General features: G+C 62.8%; 27 protein-coding genes and 1 pseudogene. 9 read left to right on the top strand and 19 right to left on the bottom strand.

The window, feature by feature from the left end:
- The first annotated feature begins 3 nt into the window (after positions 1-3).
- On the top strand, positions 4-855 hold the full coding sequence (locus ABM562_RS14220; protein WP_460422390.1) for an ABC transporter ATP-binding protein: 852 nt from the start codon (positions 4-6) through the stop codon (positions 853-855).
- Positions 856-867: 12 nt separating this feature from the next.
- The gene (locus tag ABM562_RS14215; RefSeq protein ID WP_010224632.1) at positions 868-1,362 is read left to right on the top strand and encodes an Lrp/AsnC family transcriptional regulator; all 495 of its coding nucleotides are present in this window, start codon (positions 868-870) and stop codon (positions 1,360-1,362) included.
- 8 nt (positions 1,363-1,370) lie between these two features.
- On the opposite strand, the gene ABM562_RS14210 is transcribed toward ABM562_RS14215, so the two are convergent.
- From ABM562_RS14210 to ABM562_RS14170, 9 genes are all read right to left on the bottom strand, one after another.
- Positions 1,371-2,423 carry an AI-2E family transporter gene (locus tag ABM562_RS14210; protein ID WP_115088498.1) on the bottom strand — a complete coding sequence of 351 codons (1,053 nt, stop codon included), beginning with the start codon at positions 2,421-2,423 and terminating at the stop codon, positions 1,371-1,373.
- Positions 2,424-2,435: 12 nt separating this feature from the next.
- The gene (locus ABM562_RS14205; RefSeq protein ID WP_115087917.1) at positions 2,436-3,203 is read right to left on the bottom strand and encodes a DUF4892 domain-containing protein; all 768 of its coding nucleotides are present in this window, start codon (positions 3,201-3,203) and stop codon (positions 2,436-2,438) included.
- A gap of 145 nt (positions 3,204-3,348) precedes the next feature.
- Positions 3,349-4,203, bottom strand: a complete 855-nt coding sequence (locus tag ABM562_RS14200) for an alpha/beta hydrolase (RefSeq protein WP_115087918.1) — start codon at positions 4,201-4,203, stop codon at positions 3,349-3,351.
- A complete protein-coding gene (locus tag ABM562_RS14195) occupies positions 4,200-4,994 on the bottom strand; it encodes an alpha/beta hydrolase (RefSeq protein WP_346616621.1) in 795 nt (264 codons plus the stop codon). The genes ABM562_RS14200 and ABM562_RS14195 overlap by 4 nt, the downstream gene beginning before the upstream one ends.
- 92 nt (positions 4,995-5,086) lie before the next feature.
- Complete coding sequence (locus ABM562_RS14190) at positions 5,087-5,434, bottom strand: hypothetical protein (RefSeq protein ID WP_115087920.1); 348 nt, start codon at positions 5,432-5,434, stop codon at positions 5,087-5,089.
- A 91-nt stretch (positions 5,435-5,525) separates the two neighbouring features.
- The gene (locus tag ABM562_RS14185) at positions 5,526-5,969 is read right to left on the bottom strand and encodes a hotdog fold thioesterase (RefSeq protein WP_115087921.1); all 444 of its coding nucleotides are present in this window, start codon (positions 5,967-5,969) and stop codon (positions 5,526-5,528) included.
- Positions 5,970-6,006: 37 nt separating this feature from the next.
- Complete coding sequence (sixA, locus tag ABM562_RS14180; RefSeq protein WP_134063487.1) at positions 6,007-6,462, bottom strand: phosphohistidine phosphatase SixA; 456 nt, start codon at positions 6,460-6,462, stop codon at positions 6,007-6,009.
- Complete coding sequence (locus ABM562_RS14175; protein WP_010224647.1) at positions 6,459-6,806, bottom strand: DUF4389 domain-containing protein; 348 nt, start codon at positions 6,804-6,806, stop codon at positions 6,459-6,461. Before ABM562_RS14175 ends, sixA begins: the two co-directional genes overlap by 4 nt.
- Before the next feature lie 13 nt (positions 6,807-6,819).
- Positions 6,820-7,845 (bottom strand): NAD(P)H-dependent glycerol-3-phosphate dehydrogenase, encoded by a 1,026-nt coding sequence (locus tag ABM562_RS14170; RefSeq protein WP_115087923.1) that lies wholly within the window; start codon positions 7,843-7,845, stop codon positions 6,820-6,822.
- Positions 7,846-8,082: 237 nt separating this feature from the next.
- On the opposite strand from ABM562_RS14170, the gene ABM562_RS14165 reads away from it, so the two are divergent.
- The 5 genes from ABM562_RS14165 to fabB all read left to right on the top strand — a co-directional run bounded on the left by ABM562_RS14165 (position 8,083) and on the right by fabB (position 14,899).
- Positions 8,083-10,128: a TonB-dependent receptor plug domain-containing protein gene (locus ABM562_RS14165; protein ID WP_233674515.1), complete on the top strand. Its 2,046-nt coding sequence runs from the start codon at positions 8,083-8,085 to the stop codon at positions 10,126-10,128.
- Complete coding sequence (locus ABM562_RS14160; protein ID WP_115087925.1) at positions 10,128-11,021, top strand: ABC transporter substrate-binding protein; 894 nt, start codon at positions 10,128-10,130, stop codon at positions 11,019-11,021. The genes ABM562_RS14165 and ABM562_RS14160 overlap by 1 nt, the downstream gene beginning before the upstream one ends.
- Positions 11,018-12,946: an ATP-binding protein gene (locus ABM562_RS14155; RefSeq protein ID WP_115087926.1), complete on the top strand. Its 1,929-nt coding sequence runs from the start codon at positions 11,018-11,020 to the stop codon at positions 12,944-12,946. The genes ABM562_RS14160 and ABM562_RS14155 overlap by 4 nt, the downstream gene beginning before the upstream one ends.
- 205 nt (positions 12,947-13,151) lie before the next feature.
- Complete coding sequence (gene fabA / locus ABM562_RS14150; RefSeq protein ID WP_115087927.1) at positions 13,152-13,667, top strand: 3-hydroxyacyl-[acyl-carrier-protein] dehydratase FabA; 516 nt, start codon at positions 13,152-13,154, stop codon at positions 13,665-13,667.
- 11 nt (positions 13,668-13,678) lie between these two features.
- A complete protein-coding gene (fabB, locus tag ABM562_RS14145; RefSeq protein WP_115087928.1) occupies positions 13,679-14,899 on the top strand; it encodes a beta-ketoacyl-ACP synthase I in 1,221 nt (406 codons plus the stop codon).
- A 121-nt stretch (positions 14,900-15,020) separates the two neighbouring features.
- Here the strand turns inward: fabB and ABM562_RS14140 are convergent, their stop codons facing one another.
- From ABM562_RS14140 to ABM562_RS14125, 4 genes and pseudogenes are all read right to left on the bottom strand, one after another.
- On the bottom strand, positions 15,021-16,073 hold the full coding sequence (locus ABM562_RS14140; RefSeq protein WP_460422432.1) for a methyl-accepting chemotaxis protein: 1,053 nt from the start codon (positions 16,071-16,073) through the stop codon (positions 15,021-15,023).
- Between the two features lie 87 nt (positions 16,074-16,160).
- A pseudogene (locus tag ABM562_RS14135) lies at positions 16,161-16,631 on the bottom strand (MCP four helix bundle domain-containing protein); the annotation flags it as partial.
- Between the two features lie 154 nt (positions 16,632-16,785).
- Entirely contained in the window at positions 16,786-17,250 is a 465-nt protein-coding gene (locus ABM562_RS14130; protein WP_115087930.1) for a DUF3859 domain-containing protein, read from the bottom strand.
- A gap of 66 nt (positions 17,251-17,316) precedes the next feature.
- On the bottom strand, positions 17,317-18,324 hold the full coding sequence (locus tag ABM562_RS14125) for an amidohydrolase family protein (RefSeq protein ID WP_115087931.1): 1,008 nt from the start codon (positions 18,322-18,324) through the stop codon (positions 17,317-17,319).
- A gap of 105 nt (positions 18,325-18,429) precedes the next feature.
- Between ABM562_RS14125 and ABM562_RS14120 the strand changes: the two genes are divergently transcribed.
- The gene (locus ABM562_RS14120; protein ID WP_115087932.1) at positions 18,430-19,290 is read left to right on the top strand and encodes a pirin family protein; all 861 of its coding nucleotides are present in this window, start codon (positions 18,430-18,432) and stop codon (positions 19,288-19,290) included.
- A gap of 102 nt (positions 19,291-19,392) precedes the next feature.
- Here ABM562_RS14120 and ABM562_RS14115 read toward each other — a convergent pair whose 3' ends face one another.
- The 4 genes from ABM562_RS14115 to ABM562_RS14100 form a co-directional block, all read right to left on the bottom strand.
- A complete protein-coding gene (locus ABM562_RS14115) occupies positions 19,393-20,118 on the bottom strand; it encodes a dienelactone hydrolase family protein (protein WP_115087933.1) in 726 nt (241 codons plus the stop codon).
- Between the two features lie 56 nt (positions 20,119-20,174).
- A complete protein-coding gene (gene htpG, locus ABM562_RS14110; protein ID WP_115087934.1) occupies positions 20,175-22,079 on the bottom strand; it encodes a molecular chaperone HtpG in 1,905 nt (634 codons plus the stop codon).
- 94 nt (positions 22,080-22,173) lie between these two features.
- A complete protein-coding gene (locus ABM562_RS14105) occupies positions 22,174-22,635 on the bottom strand; it encodes a PaaI family thioesterase (protein ID WP_115087935.1) in 462 nt (153 codons plus the stop codon).
- Positions 22,632-23,108, bottom strand: coding sequence for a PaaI family thioesterase (locus ABM562_RS14100; protein ID WP_115087936.1), 477 nt, complete (start codon positions 23,106-23,108; stop codon positions 22,632-22,634). Before ABM562_RS14100 ends, ABM562_RS14105 begins: the two co-directional genes overlap by 4 nt.
- Positions 23,109-23,261: 153 nt before the next feature.
- Here ABM562_RS14100 and ABM562_RS14095 point away from each other — a divergent pair, with 153 nt between their 5' ends.
- Positions 23,262-23,540, top strand: coding sequence for a hypothetical protein (locus tag ABM562_RS14095; protein ID WP_115087937.1), 279 nt, complete (start codon positions 23,262-23,264; stop codon positions 23,538-23,540).
- Positions 23,541-23,627: 87 nt separating this feature from the next.
- Here the strand turns inward: ABM562_RS14095 and ABM562_RS14090 are convergent, their stop codons facing one another.
- Together ABM562_RS14090 and brnQ are read right to left on the bottom strand one after the other, a co-directional pair.
- Complete coding sequence (locus tag ABM562_RS14090) at positions 23,628-24,368, bottom strand: DUF599 domain-containing protein (protein WP_115087938.1); 741 nt, start codon at positions 24,366-24,368, stop codon at positions 23,628-23,630.
- Between the two features lie 188 nt (positions 24,369-24,556).
- Entirely contained in the window at positions 24,557-25,870 is a 1,314-nt protein-coding gene (gene brnQ / locus ABM562_RS14085; RefSeq protein ID WP_115087939.1) for a branched-chain amino acid transport system II carrier protein, read from the bottom strand.
- Positions 25,871-26,064: the final 194 nt, after the last annotated feature.

The following is a 26,064-nucleotide window of genomic DNA, read 5'->3' as shown; positions in this document are numbered from 1 at the left end:
TTCATGACCACTACCGCACACGCCCTGGCGACCGCCGAGCCCACTCCCCGCAGCCGCCCAAGCCCGCGCATCGCCAGCGTTGCCGCCGATGCCACGGTCAAGCTGAGCGTCGCCGACCTGCACAAGCGCTATGGCGAGCATGAAGTGCTCAAGGGCGTCTCGCTGCAGGCGCGCAAAGGCGACGTGATCAGCCTGATCGGCGCCAGCGGCTCGGGCAAGAGCACCATGCTGCGCTGCATCAACTTTCTCGAGCAGCCCGATGCCGGGGTCATTACCCTCGACAACCAAACGATCGAAATGCGCCAGGGCCGGGCCGGTGCCCGGGCGCCGCACCCGGCGCAGCTGCAGAACCTGCGCACGCGCCTGGCCATGGTCTTCCAGCATTTCAACCTGTGGAGCCACATGACCGTGCTGGAGAACATCTGCATGGCGCCGCGGCGGGTGCTCGGGGTCAGCAGCCAGGAAGCCGAAGCCCGGGCGCGCAAGTACCTGGACAAGGTCGGTCTGCCGGCCCGCGCCGCCGACCAGTACCCGGCGTTTCTTTCCGGCGGCCAGCAACAGCGGGTGGCGATTGCCCGGGCGCTGGCCATGGAGCCGGAAATCATCCTCTTCGATGAACCGACCTCGGCCCTGGACCCGGAGCTGGTCGGCGAAGTGCTGAAAGTCATACAGACGCTGGCCGAGGAAGGTCGTACCATGCTCATGGTCACCCACGAGATGGGCTTTGCCCGTCAGGTGTCGAGCCAGGTGCTGTTCCTGCATCAGGGCCGGGTCGAGGAACAGGGAAGCGCCGAGATACTTGACCAGCCGCAGAGCGAGCGCCTGCAGCAATTTCTTTCCAACCGTTTGAAGTGAAGCCGAACCTGCATGGATACCAAGGTCAACAGCCCACAGACCACGCCGCCCCTGGACCGGATCGACGAAGCGATCATCGACGTGCTGCGCCATAACGGGCGCATCACCTATGAAAAGCTCTCATCGCTGGTGCACCTCACCCCACGCCCGTGCCTGGAGCGGGTGCGCAAGCTGGAACGGCGCGGGGTGATTCGCGGCTATGGCGCGATCATCGATGTGCAGATGGTTTCGCCCGGTTTGTCGCTGCTGGTGCTGGTGGCCCTCTCCAACCAGAGCGGGCGCGCGGCGCAAAAGGCGTTTGAAGCCTGCGTGCGCGCCTGCCCGCAGGTGTTCGACTGCCAGCTGATCAGTGGTCACTTCGACTACAGCCTGCGCATGCGTTGCCGTGACATGGAGCACTATCGGGTGCTGACCGAGACCTGGATGAACAACGACGAGCTGCACATCGACAAGCTGGTCGCCCACCCGGAGCTGGCGGTGGTGAAGAACACCGCCCCCCAGCTCTAACCCCGCAATCAGGTACGCGGCGGCGCCACCGGCCCGCTGCGCGACCAGTCCAGCAACAGGCTGTAGGCCACCGCCAGCAAGGTCGGGCCGATGAACAGGCCGATAAAGCCGAAGGCCAGCAGGCCGCCAAATACCCCAAGCAGGACAATCACCAGCGGCAGGTTGCCGCCACGGCTGATCAGGTAGGGTTTGAGCACGTTGTCGACGCCGCTGATGATGAAGGTACCCCAGAGGCCGAGGAACACCGCCATGCCGTATTCGCCCTGCCAGGCCAGCCAGGCGGTGGCCGGGACCCAGGCCAGTGGCGGGCCCATGGGGATCAGGCTGAGCATGAAGGTGACGATCCCCAGCACCAGCGCCCCCGGTACACCGGCGATCAAAAAGCCGATCAGCGCCAGTACGGCTTGCGCCGCTGCCGTGCCGATCACGCCGTTGACCACCCGTTGCACGGTACCGGCCACCAGGTCCAGGTAGTACTCGGCACGCTCGCCGATCAGCCGGTCCAGCAGGCGCAGCACGAAAGCCGCCAGCCGTGGCCCGTCACGGTAGAAGAAGAAGACGAAGACCAGGCTCAGGGTCAGCTCGAGAATGCCGCTGCCGATCTGCGCGCTGCGCGCCAGCAGCCAATTGCCGACCTGGCCCAGGTAAGGCTTGATGGTGGTCAGCAAGGCCGCGCCCTGCTGGTCGATGGTGTCCCACATGCCCACCAGACGTTCGCCCACCAACGGCACGCCGCCTAGCCAGCTCGGTGCATCGGGCAGGCCGTCGACCTGCACGTCGCGTACGAAGGCGGTGGCATCACGAATATGGTCGGCCAGGTTGAAGCCCAGCCACACCAGCGGCAGTGCCACCAGCAAGATCCACAAGGTGGTCAGCAAGCCTGCGGCCAGGGTTTCGCGACCGCCGAGCAGGCGGGTCAACAGGCGCATCAGCGGCCAGCTGGCATAGGCCAGGATGGCGCCCCAAAGTAGCGCCGAAATAAACGGCGCCATCACCCACAGGCCGGCGCCAAGCAGCGCCAGCAGGATGATCTGCACCAGCAGGCGGTCATTATTTGGCATCATGCTTCTCGATCAACGAATCAGTTCGACGTGGAAACCATCGGTCTCTGCGCTACCCACTTCCAGTCGCGCCGAAAGTACTCCGGCCTTTACCAACTGCTCGCGCCAGGCTTCGGCCTTGGCCCCGCTCAGGCTCACGCGCAAGGTGGTGTTGTTGTTCAGGCTGCGCCCGATCAGGTTGACCCAAGCCTGCGCTGGCTCGCCGTTCAAGTCAGGGTAGTCGAGCTTGCCGGTGTCGAGCAGTTCGCGCATCAAGGTCGCTGCAGTTGGCAGCAACTCGCCCAGGGGCGCCTCGGCGACAAACTCTTCGACATGCAGGTAGGCGCGCTTGTTGCCACGGGTGACGCTGTACAGCGCGATCAGGGTGTTGCTCTGCTCGGCGGAGCGGCGCAGCAGGATGAACGCCTGTTGCTCGTCGGCGCCCGACAGCGTGCGGTTCTTGAACACCTCGTTGGCCCACAGGCTGTTCTCGCCACAATCGCGGGCCTGGCACCAGAACAACGGATAACCGCCATCCTTCTGCAAGGCTTCGCGGGCTGCGGTGAAGGCTTCGTTGGCGCTGCGCTCGCGAGGCAGCTCGTAGGTGGTCGAGCTGACCTGGCCACGGCTCTCGATCTTGCCGTCGACCCGCAGCTGGTTGCTGATCTTGCGCAGGCCGCCCAGCGGGTAGATGCGCTCCTGCAACACTGGAGGGCGCTGATCGACCACTTTGGCGTCCAGCGGCACCGGCAACCCCTCGGCCAGCAACGGCGCGCTAGCGAGAACGCCGAGCCCGGCCATCACCGCCTGGATAAAAGGTTTGAGCCTCATAGGCACGCCACCGAGCGCGGGGCGTCAAGGTGGTCAACGGATGTGGCGTTGTCTTGCTCGTTCATGGTTGTCTCCCTGTTCAACCCGCCAAGCCTCGACAGTTGCCCGCCACAAGTCAAGGAATGCCAAAGAAGCGATTGAAACAGTCTGCAACAAGGGTTGCGCCGGCCTCGTCATTCAGGTGCAGGTGATGGCCGCCCGGCAGTTGTTCTCGCTCAAAGGGTAGCTGCTCAAGCAACGTGCCGTGGCGCGCCAGCATGCCCTCGGCTGCCACCACCAGTTTCGCCGGGCAGGCGATGCGCTGCACAAAGCTCATGGCCTGGGCTTCGTTGAGCCGGGTGGGCGATGGCAGGGTCAGGCGGCTGTCACTGCGCCAGCTGAAACCACCGGGTACCGGCATCAGCCCACGCTGGGCGAGCAGCTCGGCGGCTTCGCGGCTGACCGCCACCAGGCCCTTCATGCGCGCCTCGATTGCCTGGTCGAGGGTCGGGTGCACCGCCTTGCGTTTGCTGTCCAGGCGCAGTTGCGCCTGCAGGGCCATGCCCATGCGTTCGGCGGCATCCTGAGGGCCGCTGGTGGGCGGGATCACCCCGTCGATCAAGGCCAGGCGAGTGACCCGTTCGGGCAGCGAACCGGCCAGCAGCACCGAAATGATCGCCCCAAGCGAATGCCCGAGCAGGGCAAAATGCGCCCACCCCATCTGCTCGGCGACGCGCAGCACATCGTGGGCGTAATCGGCCAGGGCATAGCCGGCGCCAGCCGGGCGATGGTCGGAATGGCCATGGCCCGCCAGGTCCAGGGCCAGGATGCGCAGGCCCTTGAGCCGGGGCGCCAGGCGGGAAAAGCTGTTGGCGTTGTCGAGCCAGCCGTGCAAGGCGATTACCGGCAGGCCATCGGCGGGCCCGAACAAGTGCGCGGCCAGCTCGATATGACCCAGGTTCAGGCGAACTTCTTCCATTTCGCTACTCATGCCGAGGTGTCCTGCCAGCGGTCGAACAGGTCCTTGATCAGGCTCGCGGTATCGGTGGGGTGCTCCAGCGGAAACATATGGCCGCCGGGCAGACTGTGGTATTCGCCTTTCGGCATGCCACGCACGGCCAGGGCGTGATGACGCTTGACCACTCGGCTATGACTGCCACGGACCATGGCCAGGGGCAGCTGCAACTGTTTGGCCGGGCTTGGGCTGGTGTGCGGCAGGCTGCGGTAGATGCTGATCTCCGTGGCCGGATCAAAGCGCAGGCGCAAGCCGTCTTCGTCAGGCTGCAGTCCATGCTCCAGGTAGGCGTCCAGGCATTCCGGGTCGAAATGCCGGAACAACGTCTTGCCAGCAAAGTAGGCCCGCGCGCTGTCACGATCGGCAAAGGCTTCGCGGCGGCCCATCGTGCGCCCGGCCGGGGTGATGCGATCGATGAAACCCATGCGCTTGGCTGCCTGGATCAGCCACTGATCGACCCGGGTCAATACCGGCGAATCGAGCATCACCACACCACGGTAGTACTGCGGGCAGCGCATGGCCGCATGCAGGTGCAACACGCCACCCAAGGAATGACCGACGCCCCAGACCGGGCCGGGTTGTTGCTCCAGGTGATGGATCAGTTCGTCGACCAGGTTCTGCCAGTTGTCATTGACCGGAAAACGCGGATCGTGGGCGTGCTGGGCCAGGTGGGTCACCTGATAGTCGGGGGCCAGCGCAGCAAAGAGCTTGCCGTAAGTGGCCGAGGGGAAGCCATTGGCATGGGCGAAGAAGATCTGCTGCGACATGGCCGCCAATCCAGAGGGAAGTGATGGCTCATTGTCGGCAACCGCACCCGCTGCGGCAATGTCCGGAAAGGCCATCGGCGACGGCAATCAGGTCAATACTCGCCGAAACTGGCCATGGAGCGGCGCAGGCAGGCCTGCATATAGGCCAGTTGCTGCTCCAGGGCTTCGCGGGCACGGCGTTTGTCTTCGGCATCGAGCTCGAGCCGACGCAAGGCCAGGCAACTGGTCTGCAGCAGGTGTGACATACGGATGCTGGCCTGGCGCAGCTGCTCCAGCTCGTACTGGCCTTCGAACTTGCGCAGCAGGTAGTCGAGCTTGGCGTCGGCGCTGTCCTGCAGCATGCGGTACTCGGCAAAATCCAGCGCCTGGTGCTTGCGCACCTTGTCGAGCGTCGGCTGCACATCGGCCGAGTACACCAGATCCAGATGTCTACTGCTCATAGTCGAATTCCCTGGGACACCCTGCCCCGCAACTTCAACGCACGCTAACAAGCTGCACGGAGCACGACAACTGGTAAAAATGTCAGGTCGATCAGCGGCTCGGTGCGTCCTGGCCCAGGGGAATCACGGCAATAGTCAGACGCGAAATGCAGCTGGCCTTGCCCTCGTCGCTGCTCAAGCGAATATCCCAGACGTGGGTGCTGCGGCCGATGTGCACCGGCTTGGCCGTCGCCGTCACCCGCCCGCTGCGGATCCCGCGCAGGTGGTTGGCGTTGATTTCCAGGCCCACGCAGTAGAACTTCTGCGGGTCGATGCACAGGTAGCTGGCCATCGAGCCGACGGTTTCGGCCAGCACCACCGAGGCGCCGCCGTGCAGCAGGCCGTAAGGCTGGTGGGTGCGGTGATCGACGACAATGCTGGCGCTGAGTGAGTCCTCGCTGAAGGCCTCAAAGCGGATGTCCAGCACTTCGCCGATGGTGTTTTTCAGCAACGCGTTGAGGTGATCGATATCAGGCTGGGTGTGCCACAGGCTCATGGGATCAATCCTTCTTGTCATTGTTGTAGCGGGTGATTCATGGGTGATGCAGGTTACTCAGGGTCATCAGCCCGGCCAGCGGCCATTCGCCTTCAAGCTGCGCCAGGCTGGCGGTGCTCATTGGCGCCGGGTGCCGGTAGTTACCATGTTCCAGCAAGCCGACCAGGTTGCCCACCAGCGGTTGGTGACTGACCAGCAGCACCTCCTCCACGCCCAGTTTGTCCAGCTCGGCGATGACCGCTTGCGGGTCACTGTCGGGGGTCAGCCAGGACACGGTCTGCACCGGTTTGGCAAACCCGAGCGCTTCATGGACCAGGGCAGCGGTCTGCTGGGCACGTACATAGGGGCTGGCGAGGATCACCTGCGGTGGTTGGCCAAGCAACACAGCAGCGCTGCGCAGCACCTGCTCGCGGCCATGGGCGGTGAGCCGGCGCTCGGCATCGGTGTTGGCCCGCTGCTCGGCCTCGCCGTGACGCAGAACCCAGAGCTTCACAGCTTCGGCTCTTCGTCGCGTACCGGATGCGGCGCAGGCGGTACGCTGTGCGCGGCTTCGCCTTCCGGCGCGCGCGGGGTTGGCCAGTCGGCGAATGGCCAGGGCTTCTGGTCGCTGTGGAAGCTGCCGAAGCGGCCGATCTGGGCCAGGAACTGGCTGAGGCTGTCGCCGAAATTCATCAGGCTGGCGCTCGGTGCACCGTAAATCAGCCGGTAGATCAGTTGCACCAGCACCAGGCCACCGAGCAGCAGTTCGGCCAGTTGCCAGACCACCAGGAATACCAGCATCCACAGTACGCGCAAGATGATCGATTCGCGCTGGGTCTGGTTCGAAGATTCGTTCATGTCCTGCTCCTGCTTAGTTGAAACCACTGGTGGAGATAAAGTCGACATCGGTTTTCGGCTCGCCGCGCATCAGCAGCTCGATCACCTGGGTCAGGGTCCGGCCTTCGAACAGGATCGCGTGCAGCCCGGCCACCAGGGGCATGTACACCTGGACCTCCTGGGCTTTGACCTTGAGCACCTTGAGGGTGTTCACCCCTTCTGCCACTTCACCCAGGCGGCTGACCGCCTCGTCCAGGCTCAGGCCCTGGCCCAGGGCGTGACCGACCTGGTAGTTGCGGCTCTTGGGCGAGGAGCAGGTGACGATCAGGTCACCGACCCCGGCCAGGCCCAGGAAGGTCATCGGGTTGGCACCCTGGCTGACGGCAAAGCGGGTCATCTCGGCCAGGGCGCGGGTGATTAGCATGCTCTTGGTGTTCTCGCCCATCCCCAAGGCCACGGCCATGCCGGCGATGATCGCGTAGACGTTCTTCAACGCCCCGCCCAGCTCGACACCGAAACGGTCGCCGCTGGCATAAACACGAAAGGTGCGCCCGTGCAGTACGGCCTGAACCTGCTGGCAGAGGGCTTCGTCTTCACTGGCGACCACGGTGGCCGTCAACGCGTGTTCGGCCACTTCGCGGGCCAGGTTGGGCCCCGACAGCACGCCGATGCGCGCCTGAGGGGCAATTTCTTCGAGGATCTGGCTCATCAGCTTGAAGCTTTGCGCCTCGATGCCCTTGGTCAGACTGACCAGCATCTTGCCGCCCAGTAGCTGAGCGTGCGGCGCCAGCACGCTGCGCAGGGCGCTGGAGGGCAAGGCGACGAAGATCAGCTCGCAGGCCTCGAGGGTCGCCAGCAAATCGTTGACCGGCTCGACCCCGGCATGCAATTTGATGCCCTTGAGGTAGCGCGGGTTCTCGCGGTTGGTACGCATGGCTTCGGCCTGCTCGGGGTCGCGCATCCATTGCCGCACCCGAACGCCGTTTTCCGCCAGCAGATTCGCCACGGCGGTGCCGAAACTCCCGCCTCCCAGAACTGCAACAGGCTGCTGTTCAGTCATATCCAATCCGTTAAAACCAATTAAAGTGGCGACCTGCGCATTATACGGAGCGCCAGTGCCAGAGCCAGTGGCAGATGACCGAATAGGCCTTGGGAACAGTCGCGCCATGACTGGAAAATGCCCGCCACTCGGTTAACATGCCCGACTTGAACCAGTTACCAAGGCCGCACTGTGTCTTTTGGCCCGACCTCCAATCGCCCTTTATTATTGCTGACAGCCCTGCTCAGCAGCCCCGGCATGGCTGACGACCTGTTCGTCGACAGCCAGGCCCTGCCGCAGGTGCTCACCGCCACCCGCCTCAAGCAATCGCCAGCGGCGGTGCCGGGCAGCATGACCGTGCTCGACAGCGAGCTGATTCGTGCCAGCGGCGCCCGCGACATACCCGAACTGCTGCGCCTGGTGCCGGGGATGATGATCGGCTACGGCGCCGGCAACCAGCCGACGGTCAACTACCATGGCAGCAACGTCAACGATGCCCGGCGCATGCAGGTGCTGATCGACGGTCGCTCGGTGTACCGCGCCGGCCTGGCTACCGTGGACTGGAGCGACATTCCGCTGGCCATGGAAGATATCGAGCGCATCGAGGTGTTCCGCGGCCCCAACACCGTCAGCTATGGCGCCAATGCGCTGATGGCAGTGGTCAATATCCTCACCCGCAGCCCGGCCGACAGCCACGGCACGCGCCTGAAGGTTACCCGCGGCCAACGCGGTATCAATGACTGGTACGCAAGCCAGGGCCTGGGCTGGGACGGTGGCGACCTGCGCCTGTCGTTGTCGGGCATGCAGGACGATGGTTTCGACGAAAACCGCTGGGGCCAGGACTACCGCGACAGTCGCCGCCTCAACCGCCTGGCCCTGAGTGCCAGCCACACCCTGGCCAGCAATCAGAGCCTGGAATGGCAATTCTCGGCCAAGGAAGGCAGCGATCAGCGGCCCTACACCTATAAACCGGTGTTCCCCTACATTACTGCCGCAGGCAACAACGCCGACCTCAACGCCAAGGACTACGCCGGTTCGCTGCGCTGGAACATCGACTTCAACCCCGACCACAGCCTCTATGTACAGGGCTCGGCCCAGCACTGGGATCGTGAGCAGGTATGGCGCGCCTGCGATGCGGCGCTGTCGTTCAGCCCGCAACTGACCCAGCTCTGGCGCCTGAACCCGAACTACGCCGAGCAGGTGGCGCGCAACATTACTTCGCCCTTGCCCGCCGGCAGCAGCGAGGAACGCGCCCTGGCCGAGCAGGTACAGCAACAGTGGAGCAATGGCGGTTCGCAGCAGGTCTGCGGTGATATCGACCAGAGCACCCGGGAAACCCGCTACGACCTTGAAGTGCAGGACACCCTGAGCCTGTCCGACAGCCTGCGCCTGGTCAGCGGCGCCAACTATCGCTACGACCGCGCCGACTCGCAGACCTATTTCAATGGCAGCCTGGACGACAGCACCTGGCGCCTGTTCGGTCACCTGGAATGGCGCGCCGACGAGCACTGGATCCTTCAGGGCGGGGCCATGTACGAAGATGCCCGCCTGTCCGGTAGCTCCTTGACCCCGCGGGTGGCGGTCAACTACCTGATTACCCCGCGCCATGGATTGCGCGCGGTATACTCCGAAGCGGTGCGCTCGCCGGACATGTTCGAGAACAACGTCAACTGGAGCTACCGGGTCAATAACCTGGTGCCCGGCGCTTTCGGCCGGCGCAACGCCGAATATTTCGTCAAGACCCGCGGCCCCGGCGATCTTGAACAGGAGCGCATGCGCTCGCGGGAACTGGGCTACAACGGTTACTTCGCCGATGCCGACCTGAGCGTCGACCTCAAGCTGTTCTACGACGAAATCACCGGCATGATCAGCGAGCCGCTGCGCAACAACCAGTACATCGCCAGCAACAGCAACGAGGCCCGTTTCAGCGGCAGCGAAGCGCAGTTGGACTGGCGCCTGAGCCCCGCCGACCGCCTGCGCCTGACCTACGCCTACGTCGACGCCTGGGCCAGCAACCCCGCCGACCGACGCCTGAGCGCCCACAACAGCGGCTCGGCCGGCTGGCTGCGCGACTGGGGCGCGGGCTGGTCCAGCGCCCTCTTCTATTACGGCGACGACGCCCTCAACCAGTACCGCTTCGAACGCCTCGACCTGCGCGTGGCCAAGCGCCTGCGCTGGAACCGCACCAGCCTGGAGCTGGCCGGCATGCTCCAGCAGCGTCTGGACGATGAGCCCACGACCATCGCCGACAATCGCTACGACAGCCGTCATGTGCTGTCTTTCAGTGCGGAGCTGGAATTCTGATGCGCCGCCTGCGGCGCTGGCTGCTGCTGGCCTGCCTGTGGCCCCTGTGCGGCCTGTCGGCTAACGAGATCCTGCTGACCGGCAGCCAGGACAACGCCGGTGTGCGCAGCTTCGTTGAAGCGTTGCGCGAGCGCCGTCCGGCTGATCAGGTGCGTTTCGTGCCAGTCGCCAAGCTACCCCGCCCCAGCCAGATCAAAGCCGCCACCCGGCTGATCCTGCTCGACAGTGCCAGCCTCGAATGGCGCCTGAGCGAAACCGCCGGGCCACCGGCGCTGGCCTTGCGCGTCAGCCGGGTCCAGGCCCAGCAACGGCTGGGCAGCCTGCGCCCGGCTTACCTCAGCCTGCTGTGGAGCGACCCACCCCTGGCCCGGCAGTTGCGCCTGGCCCGCTACCTGTTGCCGCAGGCCAAGCGGGTCGGCGTGCTGTATGCCGAACACAGTCAGTTCCTCCTCGATGAATTGCGCAAGGCGGCGCGTCCGCTGGGCCTGGAAATCGTCGCCGAAGCCTGGCCAGACCTGCGCGACAGCCGGCCTTTGCAAAGTCTTCTGCAAAACAGCGATGTACTGCTGGGCATCGACGATCCACAGTTGTACAACTCGAAGACGGCCAAGAACGTTTTGCTCAGCAGCTATGGCCGGCAGATGGCGCTGATCGGGCCCAATGCCGGGTTCGTCAAGGCCGGCGCCCTGGCCAGCACCCTGAGCGACCAGGACGACTGGCTGGCGGTGCTCGAACGGCTGCTCGACCAGGCGCCCAACCGCTGGCCCCGCACGCTCTACCCGGATCACTTCAGCGTGCTCGGCAACCAGCAGGTTGCCCGCGCCCTGGGCATCGAAGCGATTGACCCGTCCGCCGCCGCCCTGGCCCTGGCCGAAGGAGAAAGCACACCATGAGTCGGCGCCTGAGCTGGGACATTCACACCCGCACGCAGATCATCAGTCTCGGCCCGGCCCTGTTGCTGACCCTGCTGCTGATCAGCTTCTTTACCTTCGTGCGCATTCAGGACTTGCGCCAGGAGCTCAACCACACCGGCCAGTTGATCGCTAATCAGTTGGCCCCAGCTTCCGAGTACGGCGTGATCGCCGGCAACAACGAAGTGCTCGAAAGCCTCATGCGCGCCACCTTGAGCATCCCCCACGTGCGCTTTCTCGAGGTGCAGGACAGCAGCAACCACATCCTCGTGTACGTCGAGCAGCCTGACGAAAGCCACAACCGCGCGCAGCAGGTGGAAGTGTTCCAGGCACCGATCCGCCTGCAACAGATCCGCCTGGACAACGACTTCCTGCACAGCAACGCACCGACCAAGAGCATCGGCGATGACTACCTGGGCCGGGTGATCGTCGGCATGTCGGATGACGCCTTCAACGAACGGCAACAGGAAATCGTGGTCAAGGCCGGGATTCTTGCCCTGTTCGCCCTGCTCTTTACCTTCATCCTGGCCCGGCGCCTGGCCCTGAGCCTGGCCAAGCCGATCAGCGACATGGGCCATGCGGTCAAGGCCATCCAGCAAGGTGAGTTCAATGCGCCGCTGCCGGTGGTCGATGACAGTGAACTGGGCCACCTGGCCCGGCACATCAACAACCTCGCCAGTGCGCTGGGCAAGGCCAGTCACGAACAGCAGCAGGCCATGTCGCAATTGATCCAGGCCCGTGAAGAGGCCGAGCAGGCGAACAAGGCCAAGTCTGATTTCCTGGCGATGATGAGCCATGAACTGCGCACGCCGATGAACGGTGTTCTGGGCATGCTGCAATTGCTGGAAACCACCACCCTCAGCGAAGAACAGGCCGAGTACACGGCCGTGGCCAGTGAGTCGACCGGGCACCTGCTCAAAGTCATCAACGATATCCTCGACTTCTCGCGCATCGAGCGCACCACCCTGGAGCTGGAGCACATCGATTTCAACCTCGGCGAGCTGATCGGCAGCAGCGTGCAGTCGTTCCAGCACCTGGCCCAGCAGCGCCAGCTGGACCTGCAACTGCGTCTGCCACCGGGCATGGAGCAACTGCAGGTGGTGGGCGATCCGACGCGCATCCGCCAGGTGTTGCTCAACCTGATCGGCAACGCGCTGAAGTTCACCGAGCACGGCAGCGTACAGATCGAACCGCGCTGGCAGGTGCTCGACCGCCAGCTGATCTGGTTCACCTGCGCGGTACGCGACACCGGTATCGGCATCGACAGCACGCGCCTGGAAATGATGTTCATCGCCTTCCAGCAAGCCGACAGCTCGATCTCCCGCCGTTATGGCGGTACCGGCCTGGGCCTGTCGATCGCCCGCACGCTGACCGAACGGATGGGCGGCACCCTGCGCGGCGAAAGCCGTGAAGGACTCGGCTCGACCTTCACCCTGGAAATGCCCCTGGCCTTGTCGACGGCGCAAACGCCGCGCCTGCCCAGCGGCCTGACCCGCCCCGAAGACGACGGCCAGGGCCGGCGCATCCTGCTGGTCGAGGACAATCCGGTGAACCAGACGGTGATCGAAGCCATGCTGCGCAGCCTGGGTTTTGAGGTGTGCATCGCTGTCGATGGCGCCCAGGCCGTGGCCCAGGCCGGGCGCCAGCGCTTTGCCGCAGCGCTGATGGATTGCCGCCTGCCGATTATCGACGGCTACGAGGCCACCCGGCGCATTCGCCTGCTGCCGCAGGCGGCCGCCATGCCGATCATCGCCCTGACCGCCAATGCCTTGCAGGGCGATCGCGAGCGTTGCCTGAACGCGGGCATGAACGACTACCTGGCCAAGCCGTTCAAACGCACTGATCTGCAACAAATTCTGCAACGCTGGTTGCCCGGTCAGGCAGCTGCGACTGGCGATAAATGCTAAATTGCGGCAGTCTTAGAGACTGGACAAGCGCTGCGAAGGGCTTGAAAATAAAATTTCAGTGCACAAGTGTACTTCTTTGCCCCGTGCGCTGTGACTTTCACTACAACGCAATAGTCTATGTGTAGGCTGCCGGCTCAAACGTACGCGTTTTGGGACGGCCGGGAAGATTTGCCCCCTGCCGCACGGGGACTATTGAGGAGCTCGCATGACCAAACAAAACGCCTTTACTCGGGAAGACCTGCTGCGCTGCAGTCGCGGTGAGCTGTTCGGCCCAGGTAACGCGCAACTGCCCGCCCCGAACATGCTGATGGTTGATCGCATCACCCATATCAGCCAGGAGGGTGGCAAGTACGGCAAAGGTGAATTGGTCGCCGAGCTGGATATCACCCCGGACCTGTGGTTCTTCGCCTGCCACTTCGAAGGTGATCCGGTGATGCCGGGCTGCCTGGGCCTGGACGCCATGTGGCAATTGGTCGGCTTCTTCCTTGGCTGGCAAGGCCTGCCGGGCCGTGGCCGGGCACTGGGTTCGGGTGAAGTGAAATTCTTCGGCCAGGTTCTGCCGACCGCCCAGAAAGTCACCTATAACATTCATATCAAGCGCGTCCTCAAAGGCAAGCTGAACATGGCCATCGCCGATGGTTCGGTCAGCGTCGACGGTCGCGAGATCTACACCGCCGAAGGCCTCCGTGTCGGCGTATTCACCTCCACTGACAACTTCTAAGGGTTATCCGCATGCGCCGCGTCGTTATCACTGGTCTGGGCATTGTTTCGTGCCTGGGCAATGACAAAGAGACCGTCTCCGCCAACCTGCGTGCAAGCCGCCCTGGCATCCGATTCAACCCGGAATATGCCGAAATGGGTCTGCGTAGCCAGGTTTCCGGCTCCATTGACCTCAACCTCGAAGAACTGATCGACCGTAAAATCTTCCGTTTCGTTGGTCACGCCGCTGCCTATGCCTATCTGGCAATGGCCGACGCGATCAAGGACTCGGGCCTGACCGAAGAGCAAGTCTCCAACCCGCGTACCGGCCTGATCGCAGGCAGCGGCGGCGCTTCGACCCTGAACCAGATGGAAGCGTTGGACATCCTGCGCGAAAAAGGCGTCAAGCGCGTTGGCCCGTACCGCGTCACCCGGACCATGAGCAGCACCGTTTCGGCGTGCCTGGCCACCCCGTTCAAGATCAAGGGCCTGAACTACTCCATCGCCTCGGCCTGCGCCACCAGTGCTCACTGCATCGGTACTGCGATGGAACAGATCCAGATGGGCAAGCAGGACATCGTCTTCGCCGGTGGCGGTGAAGAGGAGCACTGGAGCCAGTCGTTCCTGTTCGACGCCATGGGCGCGCTGTCCAGCAAGCGCAATGACACCCCGGAAAAAGCCTCCCGTGCCTACGACGCTGACCGTGACGGCTTCGTCATCGCAGGCGGTGGCGGCATGGTCGTGGTTGAAGAGCTGGAACACGCTCTGGCCCGTGGTGCCAAGATCTACGCGGAAATCGTCGGCTACGGCGCCACTTCCGATGGCTACGACATGGTCGCGCCAAGCGGCGAAGGCGCCATCCGCTGCATGCAGATGGCCATGTCCACCGTCGACACCCCGATCGACTACCTGAACACCCACGGCACCTCGACGCCGGTTGGCGACGTTGCCGAAATGAAGGGCGTTCGCGAAGTGTTCGGCGACAAGGCTCCGGCCATCAGCTCCACCAAGAGCCTGTCCGGTCACTCCCTGGGCGCCGCCGGCGTTCACGAAGCGATCTACTGCATGCTGATGATGGAAGGCAACTTCATTGCCGGTTCCGCCAACATCGACGAACTGGACCCGGAAGTGGCCGACCTGCCGGTGCTGACCAAGACCCGGGAAAACGCCAAGATCGATACCGTGATGAGCAACAGCTTCGGTTTCGGCGGCACCAACGCCACCCTGGTGCTCAAGCGCTGGGAAGGCAAGTAAGGGCCAGCCCCTTATGCTCGAACGCCCCGACTCGTCGGGGCGTTTTTGTTTGTGCCATCGCGGGTCCTGCTCCGACCTTGTGGGAGCGGCGGTGCGACGACTCGACTTGACCCGCGATGCTTTACACCGAAAACCGTCCCACCAACCCATTCAGCTCAATCGCCAACTGCGACAACGCCTGGCTCGCCGCGTTGGTCTGATTCGCCCCCGCCGAGGTCTGCATGGCCAGGTCGCGGATATTGGTCAGGTTGCGGTCCACCTCCCGCGCCACCTGCGCCTGCTGCTCGGAGGCGCTGGCAATCACCAGGTTGCGCTCGTTGATCAGGCTGATGGCCGCAGCAATCTCTTCCAGCGCCGCCCCTGCGGCATGGGCGCCTTCCAAGGTGCCACGCGCCCGCTCGTTGGTGTGCTGCATACCCTCGACCGCACGATTGGTGCCTTGCTGGATGCCATCGATCATCTGCTCGATTTCACGGGTCGACTGCTGAGTGCGATGGGCCAGTGCCCGCACCTCGTCCGCCACCACGGCAAAGCCGCGCCCGGCATCACCGGCGCGGGCCGCTTCAATCGCGGCGTTGAGCGCCAGCAGGTTGGTCTGCTCGGCAATCGCACCGATCACATCCAGCACCTTGGTAATGCCATGGACCTGTTGCGCCAGCTGCCCGACCTCTTCGGCATTGGCGGTGACGCCGGCCGCCAGGTCTTCGATCGAGGTCACGGTCAGGCGCACCTGCTCACGTCCCTGGCGGGCAATACGATCCGATTCGCGCGATGCTTCGGAAGTGGCCACGGCATTGCTCGCCACCTCCTCCACCGCGGTGGTCATCTGATTGACCGCAGTCGCCGCCTGTTCGATTTCCTGGCTCTGCTGCAGCAGCCCGCGGGTGGCATCTTCGGTCACCGCGCTGAGCTCTTCGGAGGCTGAAGCCAACTGGCTGGACGAATCGGAGATGCGCCCGATGGTATCGCGCAGGCTCTGCTGCATCTGCTTCAACGCCGTGAGCAAGCGCGCCGGTTCGTCCTTGCCCTGCACCGAGATCTGCGGGGTCAGATCACCGGTGGCCACTACCTCGGCAACCTTCAGTGACTGCGCCAGCGGCCGGACGATACTGCGGGTCAGGGTCAGGGCCAGCACCACAGTGAGCACCACGGCGGCGATCAACAAGCCGATCACCCAGACCCGCGCCTCCTGGTAGACAACCTCGGCAAGGTCGGTCGCGGTGTTGGCATGATGGTTATTGAGCGCGATCAGCTCGTTGAGACTGGCGGTCATCTGGTCGGCCAACTGGTTCATCTCGCCGTTGACCATGGCTACCGCCTCTTCAAGCCGATGCTCGGTGGACAAGGCCACCACCTGGTTCTGCAGCTTGAGATAGCGCTGCTCCAGGCCCAGGTAACGATCGAAAAGGGTTTGTTCTTCGGGCAACACGATCAGCGCCTGGTACTTCTGCTGGGCTTTGTCCAGGCCGGACTTGATCTCTTCGATGCGCGACTTGTTCTGTTCCAGCGCCACAGCATCGCGATTGACCAACAGGCGCAGGGTCAGGGCGCGGATGCGCAGCATATCCTGGGTCATCTGCCCGACCGAAATCACGCTGGGCAACCAATTGCTGTCGACCTGCGCGGACTGCTGGCGCATGCTGGTCATCTGCATCAGGGCAAAAGCGCCCAAGGCAAACACCAGCGCCGCCACCAGACCAAAACCCAGGCCGGCCCTGGGCGCGATATTCATGCTTCTCAAGCTCATCTTCTGGCTCCCTCCAAAAGCGCTGCAAAACAGTGCAGCAGTCCTTGCTTCTAGACGGTATCGGCCTGGGGAAAATTTGCGTAAGACGAAAACGTGATATCAAAAGGCCTTATGATCGCGACACCACGGTCACCCTTGATCAGCGCACGGTAAAGCGCTGCTCGGCAAGCAGACGATCACCCTGGAAGACCATGAAATGCCATTGTCCCGGCACCACTTCGTGGTTCTCGGTGAACTCGTAGGCCATGACGTCCTGGGCCGCCCCCGGCACCAGCTTCTGCACCACTTCGAACTTGTCGTGACGCTTGCCGTCCGGGGTGCGTACACCGGGGGTGAGGTACAGCAGGGTCAGCGGCGTGTCTTCGGCGACCTTGCCCTCCAGCCGGTAACGCATACCGAACTTGCTGCCCAGGCGCGCCGGGATCTCATCGGTTGGCTGGATGGTCTGGTTGCTCTGGGTCAGCACCCGCTCACCCGGCTGGAAATTCTGGTGGCGGGTTTCGAACAGGCCGTACTCGACCGGGCCATCAACGCGAACCTCGGCAGCGGCCAGGCCACTAACCAGCATGAGCCCGCACAGGGCGCTGAAACGACGTGGGAACATAGTGCACTCCATCAGGTTGATGGCGGCAGGCTATGACACGGGCATGACAGGCTGATGACAGGGCTGTCACTTGCGTGCCTTGGGCAGTACGGCAAGGAAGTTGTCGCGGGCGACCTTTTGCGCAATCTCGGCAGGCAAGGCATCAAGGAACGGATCGAAGCCATGCAACTGCTCGCCCAGGCTGTTGAAACGCCCGACCACGTCGGAACCAAGCATGAAGCGCTCAGGGAAGCGCTTGACCAGCGCCAGCCACTCAACCCTGGGGTTGCCCTTCTCATCCAGCAGATAAGGCTGCAGCACGCTCCAGGAGAGGTCTATGTACAGGTTCGGGTAATCCTCGAGCATCCGCGTCAGGGTCGGCAGCAAAAAATCCAGCTGAGCCTGGTGGCGATGAATCTCCAGGCTGGTGCCGGCATGAGCCCAGATGAAGCGGGTGTGCGGGTGATTGCGCAGTGGCTCTTCGATTTCCGCCAGGTACAGCGGGTTGCGCTCACGCTTGGAGGTGATGTTGGAGTGGATCAGCACCGGCAGGTCCTGCTCGGCAGCCAGGTGATAGATGCGGGTCATGGCCTCGTTATTGGCCCTGGGCGTGTCGCCGCTGGTGAGCGCAGTGAGGTCATCATGGCGGGTGAACACCTCGCCAATGCCCTGCCACAGGCCCGGGTGCAGCTCGAGCATGCGCTCGATGTGGGCCACGGCATTCTTGTCCACCGGGTTGAAGCCGGTGAGAAACGGATGAAAGCGCTGGCGTTGTTCGGGGCTGAGTTTCTCCAGTGCTGCCGCTACATAGATATCGGTGGCGCTGTACCAGTAGGCATCGGCATCGTCGCCAGCGTAATAACGCGGGCGCTTGGGCTCATCCTCGTGCCACTTCTTGGCCACCGGGATACCCGAGATCATCGACTGGTCGATTCGGGCCTCATCCATGGCCTTGAGCAAAGCATCCATGCCGGCGGTCTCCTGGAAGAAGTCGACGTAATGCAGGTGCGCATCACTGTAGTGATACTCGCGCGCCTGCGCCGCCTGCAGCGATACCCCCAGCAACAGCACCCAGCCCAGACACCTGGCAATCATCACGCTTTCCTTGTTGGCCGATTCAGACAGGGTAGACCGAGCCGACCACGCGCCAGTTCAGCAGGTTATGCTACAAGAACTTTCCCCCTTGGCCTGGAGCACACCGTGAGCCTTCCCCTGGTCATCCGCCCTCGCGCCGAATCGGTCGAAGGGCAACCTATCCTGCGCCCCCTGCCCTCGGCCCAGTGCCGCAGTGTCGGGCCGTTCGTGTTCTTCGACCACATGCTCGAAACCGAGTACCCGGCCGGGCGCGGCATGAACATCCGCCAGCATCCGCATATCGGCCTGTCGACTCTCACCTACCTGTTCGAGGGCGAGATCCAGCACAAGGACAGCCTGGGCTCGGATCAACGGGTCAAGGCCGGTGAAGTCAGCTGGATGACCGCTGGCAGCGCCATTGCCCATGTCGAGCGCACGCCTGCCGAGCTACTGCCCGGCAACTCGCGATTGCACGGTTTGCAAGTATGGCTGGCGTCACCCAAGGAGCATGAGCAAGGCCCTGGGCACTACAGCCATCATCCGGCGGCGAGCTTGCCGGTCAGTGACACCCTGGGGGTCAGCATTCGCATGATTGCCGGCAGCGGTTTTTGCCTGCAATCGCCGGTGCCGGTGCTGTCACCGACCCTGTATGCGCTGGTGCAGATGCAGGCGGCGACCACCCTGACGGTGCCCATCGAGCATGTCGAGCGTGCACTGTATGTGCTGGATGGCGAAGTCAGCCTGAACGACGAGGCGGTCGAGCCGTGCAGCCTGGTGATCTTGCCGCCCGGCGAGGAGATGAGCCTGTATGCCGACAGCCAGAGCCAGCTGGTGCTGTTTGGCGGGGCGCCACTGGACGGGCCGCGGCGAATGAACTGGAATTTCGTTGCCAGTGATCCGGCGCTGATCGAACAGGCGCGGGCACGCTGGGCGGCCGGAGACTGGCCGACGGTACCAGGGGAAAGTGAACGGATCGAGTTGCCTTGAGATTGATCGCCGGCAAGGCCGGCTCCCACAGGGTGGATGCATGCAGGTCCAGTGCGGGAGCCAGCCTTGCTGGCGATGGGCTGCACAGCAGCCCCGCCCCACTCAGCGCTGGAACACTTCATCGAGCAAATTGAACATCGCGCGGAACGCGCGCTTGGACGTGCGTGCGTCGTACTTCATCTTGCCGGGGATATTCGCTGCGGTATCGGTGAACGAGTGCACCGCGCCGCCATAGCTGATCAGCTGCCAATCAACCTTGGCCGCGTCCATCTCGGCTTCGAAAGCCGGTAGCTGCTCCTTGGGCACGAACGGGTCGGCGGCGCCATGCAACACCAGCATCGAGGCCCGGACCTTGCCCTCCTCGGCCGGCAGCGGCGTATCCAGGGTGCCGTGGAACGATACAGCGGCCAGCAGGCGCGCATCTTCACGCGCCAGCTCCAGCGCACAGCAGCCGCCGAAGCAGAAGCCGAAGGTGGCCAGCTTGCCAGGCTCCAGTACCGCCCTGGATTGGCCCAGCAACTGGTCCAGCGCTGCCTTCAAGCGCTTGCGCAGCTCGACGCGGTCATTCTTCAGCGGCGTCATCGCCGCACCGGCTTCATCCATGTCCGACGGACGCAGGGTCTGGCCGTAGATGTCGGCCAGCAACACCACATAACCCTGGGCGGCAACCTCGCGGGCGATACGTTCGGCGCCCTCGCCCACCCCCATCCAGTTTGGCGCCATCAAAAGCCCAGGCTGCTCGCGGGCGCCCTGGGTATAGAACAAGCGGCTCTCATAGGCTTTGCCGGCAACATGATAGACCAGCGATTCGACGGTAACCTTGCTCATGCACTCCTCCTTGCACCATGAAAAAAGCCCGCCGAAGCGGGCTTTCCTGCAACTACTTAAGCCGACAATTCGACCAGTAGCTTGTTCAGGCGACGAACGTACGCCGCCGGGTCCTTGAGGCTATCGCCCGCCGCCAGCGCGGCCTGATCGAAGAGGATGTGCGAGAAGTCGGCGAAACGGTCTTCGCTCTGCTCGTTGTCCAGCTTCTCGATCAGCGGGTGGCCCGGGTTGAATTCGAAGATCGGCTTGGAGTCCGGCACCTTCTGCCCACTGGCCTCGAGGATCTGGCGCATCTGCAGGCCCAGGTCCTGCTCACCGATGGCCAGGATCGCCGGCGAGTCGGTCAGACGGTGCGAGACGCGCACTTCGCTGACGCTTTCGCCCAGGGCCGCTTTCAGGCGCTCGACCAGGCCTTCTTTCTCCTTGGCGACTTCTTCCTGGGCTTTCTTGTCCTCTTCGGAGTCCAGCTTGCCCAGGTCCAGGTCGCCCCGGGCGACGTCGACGAAGCTCTTGCCGTCGAATTCGCTCAGGTAGCTCATCAGCCACTCGTCGATACGGTCGGTCAGCAGCAGGACTTCGATGCCTTTCTTGCGGAAGACTTCCAGGTGCGGGCTGTTCTTCACCTGCGCGTAGGACTCGCCGGTGAGGAAGTAGATCTTGTCCTGACCTTCCTTGGCGCGGGCCAGGTAGTCGGCCAGGGCAACGCTCTGCTCGCCGCTTTCGTCGTGTGTGGAAGCGAAGCGCAGCAGACCGGCGATCTTCTCCTTGTTGGCGAAGTCTTCGGCCGGGCCTTCTTTCATCACCTGGCCGAAGTTCTTCCAGAAGCCCTTGTACTGCTCAGGCTCGTTCTTGGCCAGCTTCTCGAGCATGTCCAGCACGCGCTTGGTCAGCGCCGATTTCATCGAATCGATGATCGGGTCTTTCTGCAGGATCTCACGCGAGACGTTCAGCGAGAGGTCGTTGGAGTCGACCACGCCCTTGATGAAGCGCAGGTACAGCGGCAGGAAGGATTCTGCCTGGTCCATGATGAACACACGCTGCACGTACAGCTTCAGGCCGCGCGGCGCTTCACGCTGGTACAGGTCGAACGGGGCACGGGCCGGCACGTAGAGCAGCGAGTTGTACTCGAGCTTGCCTTCGACCTTGTTGTGGCTCCAGGCCAGCGGGTTCTCGAAATCGTGACCGATGTGCTTGTAGAACTCCTGGTACTCCTCGTCCTTGATCTCGGTACGCGGACGGGTCCACAGGGCGCTGGCGCGGTTGACGGTTTCCCATTCTTCGGCCGGCTTGTCTTCGCCCTCGGCGGCTTCGACCTGTTTTGGCAGCTCGATCGGCAAGGCGATGTGATCGGAGTATTTCTTGACGATGTTGCGCAGGCGCCAGCCGTCGGCGAACTCTTCTTCACCCTTTTTCAGGTGCAGGACGATGCGGGTACCGCGCTCGGCCTTGTCGATGGTGGCGACTTCGAAGTCGCCCTCGCCCTTGGACGACCAGTGCACGCCCTCGGCGGCCGGCAGGCCGGCGCGGCGGCTGAACACATCGACCTTGTCGGCGACGATGAAGGCCGAGTAGAAGCCCACGCCGAACTGACCGATCAGGTGCGAGTCCTTCTTCTGGTCACCGGTGAGGTTCTTCATGAAGTCGGCGGTGCCGGACTTGGCGATGGTGCCCAGGTGCGCGATCACGTCCTCGCGACTCATGCCGATGCCGTTGTCTTCGAGGGTGACGGTGTTGGCGTCCTTGTCGAAGCTCAGGCGGATCTTCAGCTCGGCGCCGCCTTCGAGCAGCTCTGGCTTGGCCAGGGCTTCGAAGCGCAGTTTATCGACGGCGTCGGAGGCGTTGGAAATCAGTTCGCGAAGGAAGATTTCCTTGTTCGAATACAGGGAATGGATCATGAGGTGCAGCAGTTGCTTCACCTCGGTCTGGAAGCCCAGGGTTTCTTTTTGAGTTTCCACACTCATGGTCTTCAACACTCCGATCTGATGACAGTTGTCGTTGGGCAGGCCAGCGGCCTGCTTTCACGGCGGGATGCACAACAGATGGGGGTGGCTGGGGCTATTTCAAGGGCGAGGTCATTTCTTCGATCTTGAAATGTGCTCGTGCCGTGGCAATCGGCTCATCCGGGTTGCCTTGCCAGGCCGTGATCGCCACATTGGTCACCCGCCGGCCCTGGCGCCACAGCTGGCACTGGGCGTAGGTGTCGCGATAATGGCCGGCACGCAGGTAGTCGATGGAAAAGTCGATGATTTTCGGAATTGCCGCACTTTCACTGAAAATCAGCAAGTACAGCGCAGCCGACAACTCCATGAAGCCGGCAATCACCCCGCCGTGGATCGCTGGCAGCAACGGATTGCCGATATTGTCCTGGCTGGCCGGCAGGCAGAACAGCAGGTCATCGCCCTGACGGCTGCACTGGATACCAATCAATCCGGCATAAGGGATCAACTGCAGCAGCGGTTCGTAATTGCCTTCGGCATGCGCCTGGCGCAGTTGCTGGTGCACTTCTGGCGGGATCATTGGCCACTCCCCTTGAGCTTGTTGGCGAAATTGAGGCCGCCCTTGATGCCCTTGCCCAGACGCATGAAAGTGCCAACCACCTGCGCGATTGGCTGCTCGGGGTCATCCTGGTAAGCCACCCCGCGGGTGAAAATCACATCGCGGGAAACGCGGTAACAGTACGCGTGACCGAAAATATCCTTACCGGCCTCGGCCGGGTGCATGTAGTCGATGCGCAAGTCCAGGGTCGGGCAGACCTCGAACTCAGGCAGCGCGCAGAGGGTGGCCATGCCGCAGGTGGTGTCCATCAGGGTGGTGATCGCCCCGCCGTGCACCGCGCCGGTCTGAGGGTTGCCGACGATCCTCGCGGAGTATGGCAGCACCAGGGTCATGCCCTGGGCGTCAGCGTGATGCACGCGCATCTGGAGTACCTGACAATGGCGTAACGCCGAGAGAAAGCGCTCGGCCATTGCCAGCAAGGAAGTGTCGGTCATTTGAAAAAACTCTCAGGCCATTGAGAACATGCACACAGTCTGGCAAATGTCCATATAGATCCATTTGTTATATATCTGTATGGTGCGCGGAACTTCTACCGGTTACTTGAACTCGAAGGAACAAGTAACTTATTCCACAAGGAGAAACACCCCATGCGTAAACCTTTTGCTTTTGCCGTTATGCTCGCCGCTGCCCTGGGTCTTGCCGCTTGCGATAAAGCCAGCGAAGACAAAGCCCAAGACGCTGCGCAACATTCCGAGAACGCTCAAGAGAAAATGAACGAAGCTCAGGATAAAGTGAACGAGGCAGCGAAAGAAAACGTCGAAGCCGCCAAAGATCAGGCCGAAGCGCAACAAAAAGCCGCTGAAGAAGCTGCGAAAGAAGCCGCTCCTGCTGCCCCAGTTACTCCTGCTGAGCCTGCTAAACAGTAAGCAAGCCTGCCGGAATAAAAAAAACCCGACACTGTCGGGTTTTTTTATGGCTGCCAAAACTGGATTAAACGATTCAGTCGTCACTCTTCAGGCAAGGTTCTCTTTAGCCGGCTCCGGCGCAGGTGCCTCGGTAGGGGTGTAAACCATCACATCGAGCACATCCGAATGGAATTCGCGACGATACAGCACCAGTACCACCCCGGTACTCATCAACATGAACAACCACGGGCTGATAAACCAGCAGAGCATGGCCATACCAAAGTAATAGGAGCGCAGGCCAAAGTTGAACTGGTTGGCGGCCAGTGAAATAACCCTGGCGGCTCTAAGGGCAAACGCCTTGCGTTCAAGTTCGCTGACATGACGCTCACCGATCATCGGCGCCGAGCCCACCAGTACCGCGGCGAAGTTGTATTGGCGCATGCACCAGCTGAAGGTGAAGAAGGCGTAAACAAACACCATTGCCAGGCACAACAACTTGATTTCCGACATCCCCTGGGACGCTTGCTGCACCAGCGGCAGGTCGGCCAGTAGCGATACTGCGCGGTCCGAAGCACCGAGCACGGTGAGAATGCCGGCGAGAATGATCAGGGTGCTGGAGGCGAAGAACGACGCATTGCGCTCAAGGTTGCCGATCACGCTGGCATCGGCGATGCGATTGTCACGCAGCAACATGCGGCGCATCCAGTCTTCCCGGTACAGGTGCAGCACGCTGGCCAGGCAGGCGGTATCGCGGCCCTTCCAGGTGGCGTAGCGGGTATAACCGCCCCAGCACACGGCAAACCAGCAGGCGGCCAGCAGGTGGATCAGATTGCTTTGAATGAAGCTCATGCAAGGTCCTGATTAAGTTTCGAGCACAGTAAATCCCATTGACCGGCTTTCGACGCTTTGCCGCAGAAAAAGACACGTCTGCCGTGCAGAAACGAAAAAGCCCCGCATCCTTTCGGACACGGGGCTCGGAATCTGCCGTGACGGTCACCCTGCTGGCTTGTGGCCGGTGCCCGTCAGATGGCCAATTCTCAGGCCAGCACTTCGCGTGGCTTGCCCAGCATGCGGTCGCACAGCACCGCAACACCCAGGGTAATCACCGAAGGCACCAGCCAGGCCAGGCCCTGCTCGCTCAGCGGCAGGTGAGCGAGGATTTCTGGCAGTTCACTGGCCAGCGCGGTGCCCTTGATGGCATCGATCATGCCGAACAGCAGCGACACCAGCATCACCGGCGCCAGAATGCGTACCTGGGAGTTCCACAGCTCTTTGCAGAAGCTCAGGCCCACGACCACGATGCACGGTGGGTAGATTGCCGTCAGCACCGGGATCGAGAACATGATCAGCTTGGTCAGGCCAAGGTTGGAGATCAGCAGCGAGAAGCCGGCGAGGATCACCACCAGGGTGCGGTACGACAGCGGCAGCACCTGGCTGAAGTACTCGGCGCAAGCGCAGGTCAGGCCGACTGCGGTCACCAGGCAGGCCAGGGCAATCAGCACGGCAAGGAAGCCGCTGCCCAGCGAGCCGAAGGTGTGCTGCACATAGGCATGCAACACCGCCGCGCCGTTGCTGGCACCGGCGGCGATTTCATGGCTGCTGGCACCCAGACGGAACAGGCTGATATACACCAGGGCCAGGCCGACACCGGCGATCAGGCCGGCGATGATCGCGTAGCGGGTGATCAGCCGCGGCGACTCGACGCCGCGCGAACGGATGGCGTTGACGATGACGATACCGAACACCAGCGCACCGAGGGTATCCATGGTCAGGTAACCATTGATGAAGCCCTGGGAGAACGGCGCGGCGACGTAGGCAGGCTGCGCTTCACCGATACCACCGGCTGGCAGCATGAACGCGGCGATGCCGAGCGCGGCCAGGGCGATGATCTTCAGCGGTGCGAGGAAGCGGCCGACGGTGTCGAGCAGCTTGCCCGGGTACATGGACACCGCCAATACCACCAGGAAGTACACCAGGCTGTAGATGAACAGGGCCAGCGGGCTTTCACCGGTCAGCGGTGCAACACCTACTTCGAAGGATACGGTGGCGGTACGCGGGGTGGCGAACAGCGGGCCTACCGAGAGGTAGCACACCGCCGCCAGCAGGCCGCCGGCGACCTTGCCGATCGGGCTGCTCAGGGCATCCATGCCGCCGCCGACCTTGGCCAGGGCAATGACAGTGATGACCGGCAGGCCCACAGCAGTGATCAGGAAACCCAGCGCCGCCATCCACACGTGTGGACCGGATTGCAGACCGACGATAGGTGGGAAAATGATATTGCCCGCGCCGACGAACAAAGCGAACGTCATAAAACCAAGTGCCAGGATGTCCTGGCCTTTCAAAACTTTCATTAAGGAAATACCACACTGCTGAAATCGGGATTTAGAGAGGGATTTCCCCTTGGGTGAGGGAAATGCTGCCTGGCTGGATGAGCCAGACCCGTTTAGCGTGTCGTTCCCTTTTGGGGAGCGGGCACAAAATGAGTGCATAGGTTAACGAATTTGACACAGAAACGCACTGCTGCAGGGCTGCTTGTCCGATGTGT

Source organism: Pseudomonas sp. ZL2, from assembly GCF_054788455.1.
This window is presented reverse-complemented; position numbering and strand designations above follow the sequence as displayed.

Coding starts and splice junctions, on each gene's coding strand:
- ABM562_RS14175 (WP_010224647.1), bottom strand. CDS start 6,806: ATGAACGAATCTTCGAACCAGACCCAGCGCGAATCGATCATCTTGCGC.
- ABM562_RS14100 (WP_115087936.1), bottom strand. CDS start 23,108: ATGACCGACACTTCCTTGCTGGCAATGGCCGAGCGCTTTCTCTCGGCG.
- ABM562_RS14215 (WP_010224632.1), top strand. CDS start 868: ATGGATACCAAGGTCAACAGCCCACAGACCACGCCGCCCCTGGACCGG.
- ABM562_RS14095 (WP_115087937.1), top strand. CDS start 23,262: ATGCGTAAACCTTTTGCTTTTGCCGTTATGCTCGCCGCTGCCCTGGGT.
- ABM562_RS14115 (WP_115087933.1), bottom strand. CDS start 20,118: ATGAGCAAGGTTACCGTCGAATCGCTGGTCTATCATGTTGCCGGCAAA.
- ABM562_RS14160 (WP_115087925.1), top strand. CDS start 10,128: ATGCGCCGCCTGCGGCGCTGGCTGCTGCTGGCCTGCCTGTGGCCCCTG.
- ABM562_RS14195 (WP_346616621.1), bottom strand. CDS start 4,994: ATGTCGCAGCAGATCTTCTTCGCCCATGCCAATGGCTTCCCCTCGGCC.
- ABM562_RS14190 (WP_115087920.1), bottom strand. CDS start 5,434: ATGAGCAGTAGACATCTGGATCTGGTGTACTCGGCCGATGTGCAGCCG.
- ABM562_RS14185 (WP_115087921.1), bottom strand. CDS start 5,969: ATGAGCCTGTGGCACACCCAGCCTGATATCGATCACCTCAACGCGTTG.
- ABM562_RS14220 (WP_460422390.1), top strand. CDS start 4: ATGACCACTACCGCACACGCCCTGGCGACCGCCGAGCCCACTCCCCGC.
- ABM562_RS14200 (WP_115087918.1), bottom strand. CDS start 4,203: ATGAGTAGCGAAATGGAAGAAGTTCGCCTGAACCTGGGTCATATCGAG.
- brnQ (WP_115087939.1), bottom strand. CDS start 25,870: ATGAAAGTTTTGAAAGGCCAGGACATCCTGGCACTTGGTTTTATGACG.
- fabA (WP_115087927.1), top strand. CDS start 13,152: ATGACCAAACAAAACGCCTTTACTCGGGAAGACCTGCTGCGCTGCAGT.
- ABM562_RS14170 (WP_115087923.1), bottom strand. CDS start 7,845: ATGACTGAACAGCAGCCTGTTGCAGTTCTGGGAGGCGGGAGTTTCGGC.
- ABM562_RS14130 (WP_115087930.1), bottom strand. CDS start 17,250: ATGTTCCCACGTCGTTTCAGCGCCCTGTGCGGGCTCATGCTGGTTAGT.
- ABM562_RS14205 (WP_115087917.1), bottom strand. CDS start 3,203: ATGGCCGGGCTCGGCGTTCTCGCTAGCGCGCCGTTGCTGGCCGAGGGG.
- htpG (WP_115087934.1), bottom strand. CDS start 22,079: ATGAGTGTGGAAACTCAAAAAGAAACCCTGGGCTTCCAGACCGAGGTG.
- ABM562_RS14210 (WP_115088498.1), bottom strand. CDS start 2,423: ATGCCAAATAATGACCGCCTGCTGGTGCAGATCATCCTGCTGGCGCTG.
- fabB (WP_115087928.1), top strand. CDS start 13,679: ATGCGCCGCGTCGTTATCACTGGTCTGGGCATTGTTTCGTGCCTGGGC.
- ABM562_RS14125 (WP_115087931.1), bottom strand. CDS start 18,324: ATGATTGCCAGGTGTCTGGGCTGGGTGCTGTTGCTGGGGGTATCGCTG.
- ABM562_RS14165 (WP_233674515.1), top strand. CDS start 8,083: ATGGCTGACGACCTGTTCGTCGACAGCCAGGCCCTGCCGCAGGTGCTC.
- ABM562_RS14105 (WP_115087935.1), bottom strand. CDS start 22,635: ATGATCCCGCCAGAAGTGCACCAGCAACTGCGCCAGGCGCATGCCGAA.
- ABM562_RS14155 (WP_115087926.1), top strand. CDS start 11,018: ATGAGTCGGCGCCTGAGCTGGGACATTCACACCCGCACGCAGATCATC.
- ABM562_RS14090 (WP_115087938.1), bottom strand. CDS start 24,368: ATGAGCTTCATTCAAAGCAATCTGATCCACCTGCTGGCCGCCTGCTGG.